We start from the raw sequence: 15,182 nt of genomic DNA on the forward strand, positions 1-15,182 counted from the left end.
CACGGCGGTTAGCCTCGACCCTGTGCACCAGGTGATCGTCTACGCCTTCGACGGGGTGCGGCTGCTCGACCTCGCCGCCCCGCTGGAGGTCTTCGGCACGGCGGGCCGCTACACCGTGCGGGTCTGCACCAGCGACGGCCTCGGCGTGCGCAGTTCCACGGGCCTGCGCGTGCACGCCGACCTCGCGGCAAGTGAGGTGGACCGGGTCGACACGCTTGTCGTGCCGGGGCCGGCGGACTGGGCTGGCTTCCTGGGGCGCGCTGACCAGATCGGGCTCGTGGCCGGGCTGGCGGCACGGGCCGGGCGGGTGGCCTCGGTGTGCACGGGAGCGTTCGTGCTGGCCGAGGCGGGACTGCTGGACGGGCGCCGCGCCACCACGCACTGGGAGCACGCCGAGGCGCTGGCGCGGCGCTACCCCGCGGTGGAGGTGGCCGCCGACGAGATCTTCGTGCGGGCCGGGCCGGTGCTGACCTCGGCCGGGGTCAGCGCGGGCATCGACCTGTGCCTGGCCATGGTCGAGCAGGACCACGGCCCCGACCTGGCCCGCACCGTGGCCCGGGACCTGGTGGTGTTCCTGCAACGCCCCGGCGGCCAGTCCCAGTTCGCCGCCGCCTCGCGCACCGCGCCGACCCGGCACCCCGTGCTGCGCCCGCTGCTGGACGCCGTGGCCGCCGACCCCGCCGCCGACCACGGGCTGGGCGCCATGGCCCGTCGCGCCGGGCTCAGCCAGCGCCACCTGACCCGGTTGTTCCGCGAGCAGCTCGGCACCACCCCGGCCGCCCACGTGGAGGCGGTCCGGTTGGAGGCGGCCAAGATGCTGCTGGAGGGCGGTGAGCCGGTCACCTCGGCGGCACGGCGCAGCGGGTTGGGCAGCGACGAGACCCTGCGCAGGGCGTTCGCCAGGCACCTGTCCACCACGCCCTCGGCCTACGCCGCCCGCTTCCGCACCACCGGCTAACCCCGCGCGAGTCCCGCCCAGCCGACGACGAGTCCCGCTCTGCGGCGCGTGTCGGCGTTTCCGGTACCGCGTGTCGGACGTACCGGTACGGCGTGTTGGCGGTTGCGGTATGGGTGAAAGCGGACTCGGTGACGGGAGAACGGGATTCGCGTGCGAGAGGGCGGGACCCGCGGACCGGAGAGCGGGACTCGGCGACCGGGATTCGCGTGCAGGTAATCGGGACTCGCGAACCGCTGACCGGGATTCGCGGGCACCAGGACGGGACTCGGCGACGGGAGAGCGGGACTCCCGCGCACCAGAGCGGGGCTCGGCGACGGGTGACCGGGATTCGCGGACTGGTAATCGGGACTCGCGGGCATTTGGGCGGGATTCGCGGACCGGCGACCGGGATTCGCGTGCAGGTAATCGGGACTCGCGCTCCGCAAGACGGGACTCGTGGGCACCTGGGCGGGATCCGGCGAACGGAGACCGGAGCCCGCGTGCAGGTAACTGGGACCCGCGTGCGCCAGGACGGGACTCGCGGACCGGTAACGGGGACTCGCGCTCCGCAGGATGGGACTCGTGGACCGCTGGGCGGGACTCGGCGACCGGGATTCGCGTGCGCCAGGGTGGGACTCGGCGACGAGAGAGCGGGACTCGCGCTCCCCAAGACGGGATTCGCGTGCGCCAGGGTGGGACTCGCGAACCAGTGAACGGGATTCGCGCTCCGCAGGACGGAACTCGCGTGCACCTGGGCGGGCCTCGGCGACCGGCGACCGGGACTCGCGTGCAGGAGACCGGGACTCGCGGACCGCAGGGCGGGACTCGCGCTCCCCAGACCGGGACTCGCCGACCAGTGACCGGGGCTCGCGTGCGCCAGACCGGGACTCGTGGCAAGGCGCGCTTAGCGGATCGGGGCTGGTCACGTCAACCCGACGACCGGATCTTCCGCTGATGTCCGGTGTGTGCCTAGCGTGAGCACCCGACCCGCTCACAGAAACCCTGCACTGGAGGCGGAACGATGAAGCGCATCTCCCTGCCCGTCGGCGTTGCCATCGCGGCGGCGGCCATCGCGGTCGCGGGCGTGCCCGCCGCGGCGAGCCCGACCAGCACGGCCAGCCCCAGCATCGTCGGCGGCAGCCCGGTCACCACGGCCCCGTCCTGGACGGCGGTGGTCGGCACCAGCGGCTCGGACATGTGGTGCAGCGGCACCCTGGTCGCCAAGCAGTGGGTGCTCACCGCGGCCCACTGCGAGGGCGGCAAGGTGATCCGCATCGGCTCGAAGAACACCACCAGCGGCGGCACGCTGGCCAACGTGTCCAAGTGGGTGCGCCACCCGAAGTACTCCACCGGCTACGACTTCTCGCTGTACAAGCTGTCGGCGCCGGTGTCGAACGCGCCCGCGACCCTGGCCAGCAGTTCGCCCGCGAGCGGGGCCTCGGTCACGCTGTACGGCAACGGCCAGACCTGCGCCACCCGCGGCTGCGGTGACATGAGCTCGGTGCTCAAGTCGGTGGGCACCAAGGTGGTCGCCGACAGCCAGTGCGGCGGCATCCAGGGCTCGGTGGAGCTGTGCTTCGACACGAGCACCAGGGCCACCGACTGCTACGGCGACTCCGGCGGCCCGGCCGTGGTCGACGGCAAGGTGGTCGGCGTTGACAGCCGCGGCGCGGACGGTCCCGGCGCGGACACCTGCGGCAAGACCAACTCCATCTACGGCGACGTGTCGACGGTGCTGGACTGGATCCGGACCACCACGGCGGGCTGAGTGAACCTGGGCCGGGGGCGTGGCGTCCCGCCCCCGGCCCGCGTTCACGCGAGCGGCAGGCTCAGCTGCCAGGACACCCCGAACCGGTCGTTGACCCAGCCGAACTTCGCGCTGAACCCGTAGTCGCCCAAGGGCATCAGCTCCTGGCCGCCCTCGGCCAGCGCGGCGAACAGGCGGTCGACCTCCTGCTCGGACTCGCACTGCACGAACAGCGAGATCGACGGCGTGAAGCCGAACTCGTGGTGGACGTCGCTGTCGATGCACATGAACCGCTGGCCCGCCAAGGAGAACACGGCGTGCAGCACGGTGTCGTCGGGGCGACGGGTCAGCGACACCACCTCCGCGTCGGGGAACAGTCCGGTGTAGAAGGTCAGCGCGGCCTGCGCGTCGCCCTCGAACATCAGGAACGGTGTGATGGTCTGCGGCATGGCCCATGCCTACCTCCCAGCGGGCGCCGGGCCAAGCCGACAGGCCGTCACGGTGTGGGGAACAGCGTGCGGTGCAAGGGGCCCGCGAACACCCCGTGCGGGTCCATCCGCTCGAACAGCGCGGCGGCCCGGTCCCAGTCGGCGCGCCCGTGCGCGGCGGGGATCGTCGTGGCCAGGAAGTGCTCGTCGGACCAGGCCCCGCCCGCGCCGTAGGCCCAGCCCTTGGACCACTCGGGACGGACCAGCGCGTAGTCGCCGCAGTAGTGGTCGACCGCCCACTCCTCCAGGTCCCGGAAGAAGTTGCCGCTTGCACGGGTCCCCGGCACGGTCAGCACGTCGAACCACACCGCCACGTCGAACTCCGGCCGCCCCGGGCACGGCTTGATCGCCGACAGCAGCGGGGGAGCGGCGTGCTCGTCCAGTTCGGTGACGCGGACCTCCAGCGGGCCGTTCATCGGGTACTCGCCCCGCTCGCGGTAGTCACCCAGCAACTGCTCCAGCGCCTGGTGGAAATCGCTGACCACGCGCTGGACCTCAGCGCGGCGGGTCAGCACGGCGTAGCCGTTGGCGGTGACGCGCAGGGTGGTCGGCCGCACGTAGAGCAGCACGTCCTTGGCCCAGCCCCACACGTCGAGCGTGCCGGTGGCCAGCAATCCCGTGGAGGCCACGGTGATCAGTGCGTGCATGAGGGCCGGGGTCAGCGCGCAGGCGCCCGCGGTGACCTGGCCGACCACCGCCGTCACGGAGTCGGGCAGGCTGTCGGAGAAGCCGTAGTTGTACGGAGAGGCCACGCGGCGCGCGCACCGCGGGGCCTCGGGCCGCACCGACCAGTACTTCGTCCAGGGGAACTCGGTGTAGGGGAACCAGATCACCTCGGCGGCCCCGGTGGCGGCCAGCTGGTTGGCGAAGCTGCGCTCGGTGGCGTGCTCCGGCGCGGCGAACACCTCCCCGACCGGCACGTCCAGCACGCTGCGGCACAGCAGCCGCCGGTTGGGCTGCACGTCCAGGGTGGCCTCGGTGATCAGGACCCGGCCCAGGTTCACCAGCAGGGCGGGCATTTCCGGGTCGCCCCGGCCGAACTCGCGCTCCCGGTAGCCCTGGCTGGCCGGGTCCCAGACGATCGCGCGCAGGGATCGCACGAGGTTGCTCACCGACCCGTACCGGGCGGTGTCGCCGGGGCCGGTGGAGATGCCGGTGCCGTGCCCGCCGATCGCCAGCACCCCGCCGATGGTCAGGTCCCCGGGAGCGGGGTGGGCGGCCAGCCCGAGACCGGCCCGCTCCAGGTCGGCGAGCAGGTCCTCCAGCAGCACGCCCGCCTGGGCCGTCACGGTGGGGGCGGCCGCCGGGTCCACCCGCCGCGCGGTGAAGTGCTCGCGCAGGTCGAGCAGGATCGTGCTGGCGCTGTGCCCGGGCGCCAGCACGAACGGGCTCCAGCCGTGTGCCTGCCCGCGTGGGCGCAGGGTCCAGCCGGTGGCGTGCGCCCAGTTGGCCAGCCGCACCACCTCCTCGGCGGTGCGCGGGCTGCACGTCCACGCCTGGTCCACGCTGACCTGCCCGGACCAGTTGCGGAACGCCCGCTGCCGGATCTCCAGCGACTGGGGGAACCCCGGCGGGGCCTGGAGCGTGGTCGCGGCCGAGGCCACGGGCTGCCAGGCCGTCGCCGAGACCACGGCCGCCGCTGCGGTCGCCTTCATCACCGAGCGCCGGGAGACCAGCCGGTGCCGACCGGTGCCCGCCGCCGGGTTTCCTCTGCTCACCAGGGAACTCCCCTCAGTGGTCGTGACCGGGCATCGGCGGCGAGTCGGTGTCGGCCTGTCCTGGGCAGAAGCCCTTGAAGGAGTGCACGTAGGCGCTGCGCACGAATTTCGTGTACTGCTCGGCGTCCGGGCCCAGCGCGGTCAGGTAGCCGGTGTAGATCGGGTCGAGCAGGTTCACCAGGGTGGCGTGCACCGGGTGCAGGGTGCCGATCGCCGCGGTGAACGGGCCCGCCGTGCCGCGTGCGGCCTCCTCCAGTGGGATCAGCAGGCTACCCAGGGTCCTGGTGCCCTCCGGGCCCAGCGCGTTGACCATCGCGGGTTTGAGGTTGTTCATCAGCGTGGACACGAAGGGCTGGGTGATCGGGCGGACCAGCGCGTTGTAGACCGGCACCAGCGGGGCCGCCAGCTCACCGGCGGGGCTGAGCACGCCGGCGACCAGTGCGCCCGCGGGCTTGGTCACCGTGCCCGCGGTGTCGCTGAGCACCTTGGCCAGCGGGGTGAGCAGCCCGGACAGCGCGTTCGCCCCAGGGCCCACCGCCTTGAGGATGCCCTCGCCGAACGGCTGCAACCGCCTGGCCAGCTCACCGGTCGGACCGGACAGGCCGTTGCCGGTGGCCGCGAAGGTGCCGGTGAGGTCGCCGATCGCGGTGCCCAGCGGGCGGGCCGGGTCGAGCAGGGCGTCGACCACCTCGCTGGTGCTGCTGCCCACGCCCGCGCTGAGCTGGTTGGGGCCGGTGAACAGCTGCCGCAGCGTGGCCAGCAGCGGTCCGGTCAGCGGGTCCACTGTGGACTGGCAGACCGGGCTGGAGCCGCCGCCCTCCACGACCTCGCCCGGGTCCGGCGGGGTGTCGCCCGCGCCGCAGCCCTCGGTGCCGGTCATCACCCCGCTGCGCGCGGTCACCGCGACGCAGTCCCAGTCCACGGTTCCGCCGGTGGCGTGCCCGCCCACCTTGGGGATCTGGGTGATCGCGCGCAGCTGGTAGGTGCCGCCCACCCGCAAGGCGTTGCCCGGTACGGAGAACCTCGTGGCCTTCCAGTCCTTGTGTGGCACCAGTTCGTGCCCGCTGTTCTGCGCGACCACGCTGCCGCCCTCGTCCACGACCTGGACCTTGAAGCTGCCGCCGGTCATCTCCTGGTCGGCGAACTTGTCCCGGTTGGCGCGCAGCCGGTACTGGATGACGTTCTCGGCGGGCTGGCGTCCGTCGTTGCCCTTGTACTCGAACTTCGGGGAGGTCCAGGTGTGAGTGAGCGTGCCGCTGGCCTCGCTGGAGCCGCCGAGTTGGGCGCGCAGCATGCCGTTGGTGCCCGCGAAGAACCAGAACCCGTCCACCGCGGAGCAGGAGATGGCGAACTGGCAGACCTCGTTGCTGCGGTCCTGGGTCCACTCGCCGGGGTAGCGGTCGAAGGTGCGCCCGTCCACCGGGTCCGGGTACACGTTGCCCACCCCGGTGCCGAACAGCTTGCTCGCCTTGGACACCGGGCTGCCGTGCTGGGGTGCGGCCGGGGCGGGCACGTCCTTGCCGTTGTCGCCCTCCGGGGCCGCCGTGGCGACCGGGCTCGGCTGGGCCTGCGTGGGCTGGGCCTGCTGGGACTGGCTGTGGTCCTCGCCCTGGTGCGCGGAGGCCACCAGCACGGGGCCGCCGATCAGGCCTGCCACGAGCAGGCCGCTGGCGGCGATGACTAGCCGAGGTTTCGCCATGAGTTGTTCCGATTTCTGCTCGAGGGTCCGAGGCCGAAACGGACGCTAGAGGTGCGGCGGTGAACGCCGGAATGCGCGAGGGCGAATATCCCCGGCGTGGGGTATCCGGGCTCCTGCGGAAAAGCGTGTCTGTCGGCTGGTGTCAACGCTGGACCTGGGGATCTGGCCCCGGTTGACAAAGGCGGCGACGATTGTGAGCTGGGCTACAGGCGGGGAAGATTGATTCGTCAACCGGTTTACCCGGGTGTTACCGGAGTCGGCGGAAATCTCGCTACGCAGGGGAGTGGCGCGGGGTTCATTCCGATCGCCGGAAGGATTCACTGGGCCGAACGGGGACGCCGGCCATGATCTTGTGAGCCCGGTCTCGCCGTTGCGGCAACCGGAGTACCGTGCTGCCTCGATGGCTGAGGACATGACGGGGCAGCTGATCAGTGACCGCTACGAGCTGGTGCGGCGCATCGGCGCGGGCGGGATGGGCGAGGTCTGGCAGGGCTGGGACCGGGTGCTCAAGCGGGTGGTGGCCATGAAGCGGTCCACCGGCACCGAGGCCAGGCAACTCGGCGACGAGGCGTGCATCGGCGCCGGTTTCCAGCACAACAACATCGTCTCGGTCTACGACCTGATCGACGACGGCCTGGGCAGCCCGTGGATCGTCATGGAGCACGTGCCCTCCTGCACGCTGTCCGAGTTGCTGCGCAAGCACCGAACCCTGCCGCCCGACCGGGCCGCGCACATCGGGGCGCAGATCGCCGCCGCCCTGCAGGAGGTGCATGCCCGCGAGGTGGTGCACGGGGACATCACCCCGAACAACGTGCTGGTCACCGAGAACGACGCGGCCAAGCTCACCGACTTCGGCGTGGCCCGTTCCAAGTGGAACGCGATCACCTTGACCGGCAACCACAAGGTGCGCGGCACCCCGCCGTACATGGCGCCCGAGGTGCGCTCGGCCCCCGCCGTGCCCGCCTCGGACGTGTACTCCCTGGGCGTCACCCTGTACGCGGCCGTGGAGGGCGCGGTGCCCTCGCCCGAGGGGGACCGCAAGCCGCTGCGCAACGCGGGTGACCTCGCTCCGCTGCTCACCGCCATGCTCGAAACCGAGCCCGACGACCGCCCCGACGCGGCCAACGTGCGCCGCATGCTGCGGACGATCGCGGGCAACTACGGCAGGACCAGCACCTTCGATCCCGTGCCGCCCAAGCCCGCGCGGCGACACGTCTCCGCCGCCACCATCGCCGGGCTCGCCGTGTGCGCGTTGGTGATACTCGGCTTCATGTCTGCCTCCCACGCGACCTCGCCCGCGGCCCAGAGCCCGCGCGCCGTGCTTGGCGAGCCGCGTGGCGCCGACCCGTGCTCACTGCTCGACCGTGCTGTGTTGTCGCGGTTCGGCGACACCGAGCTGGACACCGCCTACGGCAACTTCGACCGCTGCGACGTGTTGGTGCAAAACGGTTCCATGCGGGTCGACCTGGAGGTGCAGTTCCAGAATCCCCCCACCTCGGCCGATCCGCTGACCGGCGGCGCGCAGAAGATCGGCGCGGTCGGCATCGTCCGCGGTGTGCGCGAGAGCGAGGAGTGCCGCCGCACGCTCGTGCTCGCCGACGGCAACCTCGTTGTCGTCGTCGGCCGCCTGGGCCGCGACAGCGGTCCCGCCGACCTGTGTGCCATGGCCGACGCGGCCACGGACCAAGCCGTGGACCGGCTCAACGCCGGGCCGGTCGCTCGCCGCCCACAGCCCTTCGACGACAGGTCACTGGCCAAGCTGACCTCCTGCGACCTGCTCGACGCCCGGGCCCTCGCCAGGCTGCCCGAGGTGGACGCCGCGCACAGCCAGCCCGGGTTCGGCGACTGGCAGTGCCGCTGGGACAGCCCCTCCGCCAACACCTCCGTCGACCTGCGCTTCGACCGCAACCAGCCGCTGTCCGCCAACGACGGCACCCCTGTCCAGGTCGGCAGCCGCCCCGGCTACCTGTCCCCGGGGGAGGACGGCCCCAACAGCTGCGCGATCCGGGTCTCCTACCGCACCTATGGCAGCCCGCAGGGGCCGCCCACCGCCGAGCTTCTGCTGCTGGAGGTCACCGGCGACAAGGTGCGCAACCAGTTGTGTGGTACCGCCACCGATCTGGCCACCGCGGTCGCCGCCAAACTGCCCGGTTAGGCGGCCACCAGCCAGCCGGTACCGGCCGCTCAGCGCCACACGGGGAGCCCTCCCACGCGGCACGGCGCAGACTGTGGCCAGCAGGTGAACCTCAGCAGAAGGGGGTCCACAGTGGACTCGGACGGCCCGGTGCCGCTGCCCGCGCGGGGCAGTCTCGCCAGTGGGGTACCGGTGTCGGCTCCGGGCACGCTGTTCGCGTTGAGCGTGGCCGGAGGCATCGCGGTGGGCCCGCGCGAGGGGCGTTGCGTGGTGTTCGGCCGCAACCGGCCCGAGGTGCACGTGTGCATCGGCGAGGACGACCAGCGCGTCAGCAGGCAGCACGGCACGCTGACCTGCCGAGGCGGCCACTGGTGGGTCAGCAACACCGGGCGGCTGCCCGTGCGGCTGCCCGGCTCGCGCCTGCTGTTCGGTGACGACCAGGCGCTGCCGCTGGACACCGGCTACACCCCGGTGTTCGTCCGGGGCAGTCACGGCCGCGAGCACCTGCTGGAGCTCTACGTCGCCGGTGCGGACGGCCGCCGTCCGCCGAGCAGGCACGCGTACGTGACCCAGCCGCCCCGCGAGTGGCGGCTCAGCCCGGCCGAGCGGCTGGCACTGGTGGCGTTGGGGCAGCGCTACCTGTTCCACGAACTGCACCCGCAACCCCTGTCGTGGCGGCAGGTCGCGGACCAACTCGCCGCGCTGCGGCCGGAGGAGGGCTGGACCGCCAAGCGGGTGGAGCACACGGTGGTGGCCGTGCGCTCGCGGCTGGCACGCGACGGGGTGTCCGGGCTGACCCGCGAGGAGGTCGGCGAGCCGGTGGGCAACATGCTCAACCACAACCTGATCAGTGAGCTGTTGCTGTCCACCACGCTGGTGCCGCCGGACCTGGCGCTGCTCGACGACAACGAGGACGGGGCGAGCTGTGGCCTGCCCACCCCGCGCTGATCGCCAGTAGTGGCACCACACTGGCTTCCAGTGCCCCTTGTTACGAGTTAAGTATTCGGTACTGCCGGGTCTTGTCGCTTGCCTTGACCCGGATTTAACGTTCCCTCGCTCGACGGTCCGGAACGCCCCTGCACCGCCGTCCCGGCCGGACAACTGTTTTGTCCCTGCGTTTCCGGGAATCGCGCGGCAAGCGGTGACCGGATGAAGGAGCACGCCTTGACATCCCTTTCCCGACGCGCGCTCGCCGTGGGTGGCGCGCTGGCCGCGGGCCTGGTGGTCGCCGCGACCGCCGCCGTGCTGCCCAGCGCGGAAGCCACCACACCCGACGCGGTTCCCTCGGCGCGGGCGCAGGCCGTGAGCGCGGCCAACGCGCTGGTGGCCGCCCGCCCCGCCGCGCTGCACGCCAGCGCCGACGACAAGTTCGTGCAGCACGCGGTGATCTCCGGCCAGAACGCGCAGTACGTGCCCTACGACCGGACCTACAAGGGCCTTCCGGTGGTGGGCGGCGACTTCGTCGTTGCCACGGACAACGCCGGGCACCCGACCTACACCTCGGTCGCGCAGGACCAGGTGATCACGCTGGGCTCGGTCTCGCCGGTGCTGGGCGCCGACCGGGCCAAGAGCGTCGCGCGCGGCCAGCTCAAGCGGGTCGACTCGGTGGCCGAGCCGGTGCTGTCGGTGCTGGCCACGGGCAGCCCGCGACTGGTCTGGGACACCCGCGTGACCGGCAACAGCGGTGCGGAGCCCTCCAGCCTGTCGGTGTACGTGGACGCGGCGAACGGCTCGGTGCAGGGCACCAGGGAGCACGTGCTGCACGGTGACGGCAACGGGGCCTACAACGGGCCGTCCCCGCTGCACCTGGACACCACGCACTCCGGCAGCAGCTACTCCCTTCAGGACCCGAACATCGCCAACCTGTCCTGCCAGGACTACAGCAGCGGCCAGGTGTTCGAGAAGTCCACCGACACCTGGGGTGACGGCAAGGCCACCAGCAAGGAAACCGACTGCGTGGACTCGTTGTTCGCCGCGCAGACCGAGCACAAGATGCTCAAGGACTGGCTGGGCCGCGACGGGGCCGACGGCAACGGCGGCGCGTGGCCGATCCAGGTCGGCCTGGACGACATCAACGCCTACTACGACGGCAACTCCGTGCGCATCGGCCACAACACGGCCAACCAGTGGATCGGCGCGATGGACGTGGTCGGCCACGAGATGGGCCACGGGGTGGACGACCACACCCCCGGCGGCATCTCCGGCAACGGCACCCAGGAGTTCGTGGCCGACACCTTCGGCGCGGAGACCGAGTGGTACGCCAACGAGTCCGCGCCCTACGACACCCCCGACTTCACCGTGGGCGAGACGATCAACCTGCAGGGCAGGGGCCCGATCCGCTACATGTACGACCCGTCCAAGGCCGGGCACGCCAACTGCTACTCCAGCTCGGTGCCCAACTCCGAGGTGCACGCCGCCGCCGGTCCCGGCAACCACTGGTTCTACCTGCTCGCCGAGGGCACCAACCCCAGCAACGGCCAGCCCACCAGCCCGACCTGCAACAACACCAGCGTCACCGGTCTGGGCATCCAGAACGCCGCCAAGATCATGTACAACGCGATGCTGGTGAAGACCTCCAGCTCCTCGTACCTGAAGTACCGGACCTGGACCCTGCAGGCCGCCAAGACCGTGTTCCCCGAGGACTGCACCGCGTTCAACACCGTCAAGGCCGCCTGGGACGCGGTGAGCGTGCCCGCGCAGAGCGGGGACCCGACCTGCTCTGGCCCGACCCCGACGACCACCACCACGCCGCCGACCAGCACGACGACGGCCCCGCCCACCGGCACGGTGACGGTGACCAGCCCTGGTGACCAGTGGGGTTTCAAGGGGTACAAGCTGTTCCAGGACCTTCAGGTGAAGGCCACTGCCAGTGATGGTGGTGCGCTGACCTTCTCCGCGACGGGTCTGCCCGCCGGTGTGACGATCAGTTCTTCTGGTCTGATCTCCGGTACGCCGACGACTGCGGGCACCACGACGGTCACCGTGACAGCCAAGGAGGCCAACGGCACCAGCGGTTCGGCCAGCTTCAAGTTCCAGATCTACGGCTTCTGAGTCCTGAAGGTGCCCTTCGTGACGGTCAGCGTCATGAAGGGCACCTTCCTGACACCGGCATGTGGACCGGCGAGCCTGCTCTGGGCCGTGCCGCCATGCCAGGAAGGTGCCCCTTGGGGCGTTCAACGTCGTGAAGGGCACCTTCATGACATGGGGCCAGCGGGACGCGGCACCGCCGCGCCACTAGCCAGTTCTTGACTTGTGGTTACAGAACTGGCTAGCCTCGCTCCATGGCCAGGGCGAAGAGCTTCGACACCGAGGCGGCCGTGGACGCGGCGATGCAGGTCTTCTGGACCAACGGCTACGCCGGGACCACTCCGCAGCAACTCGTCGACGCGCTGGGCATTGGCCGTGGCAGCCTCTACAACGCCTTCACCAGCAAGCATGCCCTGTACGAGCGGGCGCTGCGCCGCTACCAGGAGAGCGAGACCGCGCGGCTGATCGAGGTCCTGGACGGCCACGGCCCGGCCCGTGACCGGATCCGGGCGGCGCTGGACCTGGTGGTGACGGCCTCGTTGCGGGACTCCGGCGGCCGTGGCTGCATGATCGCCAACGCGGCGGTGGAGTTCGGCGGCACCGACGAGATCGTCGGCCACCTGGTGCGGCGGGTGTTCGACCGCCAGGAGGCCGCCTTCCGCGGCGCCATCGAGGAAGGCCAGCTCGCGGGGGAGATCGACCGCGCGGCTGACGCCGGGGCGCTGGCCTCAGCCCTGCTCGCGACGATCAACGGCATCCGCGTGCTCGCCAAGGCCGATCCCGACCCCGCGCGCCTGTCGCGGCTCGCCGACACCGCGCTGCGCCTGCTCTGAGTGTGTTTTTTTACCCAAATCCTGTAACTAGAGTTCCAGAAAGGAATCATCGTGGACCTTCGGCTGACCGGCAGGACCGCCCTGGTGACCGGTGCGAGCAAGGGCATCGGGCTCGCCGTCGTGCGGCGCCTGGTCGAGGAGGGCGTGCGGGTGGCCGCCGTGGCCCGCACCGTGACGCCCGAACTCCTCGCGCTGGGCGAGCAGGTCACGGCCGTCCGTGCTGATCTGTCCACACCGGACGGTCCGGCCGCCGCCGTGACCGAGGCGCTGGCCGCACTCGGCGGGATCGACCTGCTGGTGAACAACCTCGGCGGGGTGCGCACCGGAATCAGGCACGGGGAGAGCTTCGCCTTGATCACCGACCAGGCGTGGCAGGAGACCTTCGAGCTCAACCTGTTCAGCACCGTCCGGGTCACCAGGTCCACAGTGGACAGCCTGGTGCGGCGGCGTGGCGTCATCGTGAACATCTCCTCGATCGGCGCGCGGTTCGCCCACCCGCCGATCGAGTACGGGGCCGCCAAGGCCGCGCTGACCAACCTGAGCAAGGCGCTGGCCGAGGAACTGGGGCCGCTGGGCGTGCGCGTGGTCACCGTCAGTCCCGGGCCCACCCGCACGCGGAACTGGTCGGACCCTGCGAGCATGGCCGGCGACCTGGCCCGCGAGCAGGGCCTCGACCTGGACACCTTCCTGGAGCGGTTGCCCGCCAGCATGGGCATCACCACCGGCAGGCTCGCCGAGCCCGAGGAGACCGCCGCGCTGGTGGCCTTCCTGGCCTCACCGCACGCCGCGAACATCACCGGTACCGACTACCTGGTCGACGGCGGCGTGATCAAAACCGTGTGAGCAGGCGCTCCAGCACCTCCGCCGGGGACGGCATCGCGCGGAGCTGCGCGCCGATCCCCGTTGCCGCGGCACGGAAGGACGTGTCGGCCAGGACCTGGCGGGCCGCCACGCCCACCTGGTCCGGACTCGCGTGCAGGCCCGCACCCGCGGCCACGACCTGGTCGGCCATGTCGAACTGGTCGGTGGCCAACGGGGACACCACGAGCGGCACACCGTGCGCCAGCGCACCCAGCACCGATCCCGCACCCGCATGGCAGACCACGAGGTCCACGTGGGGCAGCAACCGCGACTGGGGAACGAAGTGCTCGATGCGCACATTGCCCGGCTGGGCGCCGAAACGCGCGCGGTCCCCGTTGTGGCCGATCGTGACGATCACGTTGACCGGTTCCCCGTGCAGGGCCTCGACCATCGCCTCCAGCACACCGGGCCGGGTGTTGTGGGTGGTGCCGAGCGTGAGGTAGACCGTGCGCCGGTGCGGCAGTCCGTGCAGCACGGCGGGCCGGTCACCGGGCTGCGGCAGCACGGTGTCCGGTCGCAGCGGCCACCGGGTCGGGTACTCCCACTCGACCCCGGCCGGGCACAGGCCGTCCGGCCAGATGTCCAGGTACGGCACGGCATCGCGGCTGGGCTGCCCGTCCAGTCCGCGTTCGCCCACGAGCCGCTCGGCCACCTGCCAGGCCTCGGCCATCACGGCGGCGGTCTTCGGCGGGCCGATCGCGTGCATGGCGTAGGGGACCTCCGCCAGCGCCGCCGCCATGACCGCGGCCCGCTCGGCGAGGTTGGCCACCACGAGGCCGGGCCGCCACTCGCGCACGAAGGCCAGCATGTCGTCGAGTCGGGCAGCGGCGCCGATGCCGACCATGTAGTGCGCGACGATGTGCGACAGCCGCTGCTCGGCCGACATCTCGCCGAAGTCCGGAGGAATCGACCCGGCAGGCGGGGCCGTCACCGCCGAGCCGATGGCCACGGTGTGCAGACCGGCAGCCTGCGGGAACTCGACGGCGGTCGGCCCGGTCACGAACACCACCTCGTGCCCGGCGTCCCGCGCGGCCACGGCCAGCGGCAGCATTGGCACGATGTGGCTGTGCCCGGCACCGGAGGAGAACAGCAGGCGCATCGGGGAACCGTACAACCTGCCCGGTGAGGTCAAAAGCTACCCGGCCGGGCAGGCTGTCCGGGCCCCACCGGGCTACTCCCCGGTGAGCCCGTCCACCGATTCGCGCAGCAGATCGGCGTGGCCGACGTGCCGCGCGTACTCCTCGATCATGTGGAACAGGATCCAGCGCAGGCTGGGGGATTGCCCGTCGGGGCTGGAGCGCCGGGCCAACTGGTCCAGGCCGCCGTTGGCCAGCGCCTGCTCGACCAGGGTGCGCGAGCGGGCCACGGTGCCCTGCCAGAGGGCGTGGAGCTGCTCGGGCGTGTCCTCGGCGGCGGAGTTCCAGTCCCAGTCGCGGTCGGCCTTCCAGTCCACCGAATCCCATGGGGGCTGCGGGTCCTGGCCGTACAGCCAGTGGGAGAACCAGTGGTCCTCCACGTAGGACATGTGCTTGAGCATGCCGCCGAGGGTCATCGACGTCGGCGTGAGGCTCGCCCGCAGCCCGGCCGCGTCCAGGCCACCGCACTTCCACGCCAGGGTCGCGCGCTGCATCTCCAGGAAGCCCAGCAGGGTCGCGGTCTCGTCGCCGGCTGAGGGCGGGTGCGGGCGACCGTGCTCGTCCAGGTCGGTCATGGGCGGTGAGTGTAGGTGTTGACGCCT

The 15,182-nt window shown here is 71.6% G+C and carries 12 protein-coding genes; 7 read left to right on the top strand and 5 right to left on the bottom strand.

Going from position 1 to position 15,182, the window contains the following annotated elements; translation table 11 throughout:
- Positions 1 to 22: 22 nt before the first annotated feature.
- Entirely contained in the window at positions 23 to 958 is a 936-nt protein-coding gene (locus tag KALB_RS18885) for a GlxA family transcriptional regulator (RefSeq protein ID WP_025357280.1), read from the top strand.
- Positions 959 to 1,958: 1,000 nt separating this feature from the next.
- Positions 1,959 to 2,705: a S1 family peptidase gene (locus tag KALB_RS18890; RefSeq protein WP_025357281.1), complete on the top strand. Its 747-nt coding sequence runs from the start codon at positions 1,959 to 1,961 to the stop codon at positions 2,703 to 2,705.
- Positions 2,706 to 2,749: 44 nt separating this feature from the next.
- On the opposite strand, the gene KALB_RS18895 is transcribed toward KALB_RS18890, so the two are convergent.
- Genes KALB_RS18895 through KALB_RS18905 form a run of 3 tightly spaced genes read right to left on the bottom strand, consistent with a single transcriptional unit; the run spans position 2,750 to position 6,589 of the window.
- Positions 2,750 to 3,133, bottom strand: a complete 384-nt coding sequence (locus tag KALB_RS18895) for a VOC family protein (RefSeq protein WP_025357282.1) — start codon at positions 3,131 to 3,133, stop codon at positions 2,750 to 2,752.
- Between the two features lie 47 nt (positions 3,134 to 3,180).
- A complete protein-coding gene (locus tag KALB_RS18900) occupies positions 3,181 to 4,890 on the bottom strand; it encodes a cholesterol oxidase substrate-binding domain-containing protein (RefSeq protein WP_025357283.1) in 1,710 nt (569 codons plus the stop codon).
- 13 nt (positions 4,891 to 4,903) lie between these two features.
- Positions 4,904 to 6,589, bottom strand: coding sequence for a hypothetical protein (locus tag KALB_RS18905; RefSeq protein WP_025357284.1), 1,686 nt, complete (start codon positions 6,587 to 6,589; stop codon positions 4,904 to 4,906).
- A 400-nt stretch (positions 6,590 to 6,989) separates the two neighbouring features.
- Here KALB_RS18905 and KALB_RS18910 point away from each other — a divergent pair, with 400 nt between their 5' ends.
- The 5 genes from KALB_RS18910 (at position 6,990) to KALB_RS18930 (ending at position 13,426) form a co-directional block, all read left to right on the top strand.
- Complete coding sequence (locus KALB_RS18910; RefSeq protein ID WP_148309526.1) at positions 6,990 to 8,744, top strand: serine/threonine-protein kinase; 1,755 nt, start codon at positions 6,990 to 6,992, stop codon at positions 8,742 to 8,744.
- 111 nt (positions 8,745 to 8,855) lie between these two features.
- A complete protein-coding gene (locus tag KALB_RS18915; protein WP_025357286.1) occupies positions 8,856 to 9,671 on the top strand; it encodes an FHA domain-containing protein in 816 nt (271 codons plus the stop codon).
- Positions 9,672 to 9,887: 216 nt separating this feature from the next.
- Complete coding sequence (locus KALB_RS18920; RefSeq protein WP_338033863.1) at positions 9,888 to 11,774, top strand: M4 family metallopeptidase; 1,887 nt, start codon at positions 9,888 to 9,890, stop codon at positions 11,772 to 11,774.
- Positions 11,775 to 12,004: 230 nt separating this feature from the next.
- Complete coding sequence (locus KALB_RS18925) at positions 12,005 to 12,583, top strand: TetR/AcrR family transcriptional regulator (RefSeq protein ID WP_025357288.1); 579 nt, start codon at positions 12,005 to 12,007, stop codon at positions 12,581 to 12,583.
- Positions 12,584 to 12,634: 51 nt separating this feature from the next.
- Positions 12,635 to 13,426 carry an oxidoreductase gene (locus tag KALB_RS18930; protein ID WP_025357289.1) on the top strand — a complete coding sequence of 264 codons (792 nt, stop codon included), beginning with the start codon at positions 12,635 to 12,637 and terminating at the stop codon, positions 13,424 to 13,426.
- On the opposite strand, the gene KALB_RS18935 is transcribed toward KALB_RS18930, so the two are convergent.
- Both KALB_RS18935 and KALB_RS18940 read right to left on the bottom strand, forming a co-directional pair.
- A complete protein-coding gene (locus KALB_RS18935; RefSeq protein ID WP_025357290.1) occupies positions 13,413 to 14,543 on the bottom strand; it encodes a glycosyltransferase in 1,131 nt (376 codons plus the stop codon). The genes KALB_RS18930 and KALB_RS18935 overlap by 14 nt on opposite strands.
- Before the next feature lie 72 nt (positions 14,544 to 14,615).
- Positions 14,616 to 15,155 carry a DinB family protein gene (locus tag KALB_RS18940; protein WP_025357291.1) on the bottom strand — a complete coding sequence of 180 codons (540 nt, stop codon included), beginning with the start codon at positions 15,153 to 15,155 and terminating at the stop codon, positions 14,616 to 14,618.
- Positions 15,156 to 15,182: the final 27 nt, after the last annotated feature.

The sequence above is a fragment of the Kutzneria viridogrisea DSM 43870 genome, from assembly GCF_000525635.1.
Lineage (GTDB): Bacteria > Actinomycetota > Actinomycetes > Mycobacteriales > Pseudonocardiaceae > Kutzneria > Kutzneria viridogrisea.

What these genes read in the sequence shown, in the direction of transcription:
- KALB_RS18935 (WP_025357290.1), bottom strand. Translation starts at nt 14,543, where the DNA reads ATGCGCCTGCTGTTCTCCTCCGGTGCCGGGCACAGCCACATCGTGCCA.
- KALB_RS18895 (WP_025357282.1), bottom strand. Translation starts at nt 3,133, where the DNA reads ATGCCGCAGACCATCACACCGTTCCTGATGTTCGAGGGCGACGCGCAG.
- KALB_RS18940 (WP_025357291.1), bottom strand. Translation starts at nt 15,155, where the DNA reads ATGACCGACCTGGACGAGCACGGTCGCCCGCACCCGCCCTCAGCCGGC.
- KALB_RS18905 (WP_025357284.1), bottom strand. Translation starts at nt 6,589, where the DNA reads ATGGCGAAACCTCGGCTAGTCATCGCCGCCAGCGGCCTGCTCGTGGCA.
- KALB_RS18925 (WP_025357288.1), top strand. Translation starts at nt 12,005, where the DNA reads ATGGCCAGGGCGAAGAGCTTCGACACCGAGGCGGCCGTGGACGCGGCG.
- KALB_RS18910 (WP_148309526.1), top strand. Translation starts at nt 6,990, where the DNA reads ATGGCTGAGGACATGACGGGGCAGCTGATCAGTGACCGCTACGAGCTG.
- KALB_RS18890 (WP_025357281.1), top strand. Translation starts at nt 1,959, where the DNA reads ATGAAGCGCATCTCCCTGCCCGTCGGCGTTGCCATCGCGGCGGCGGCC.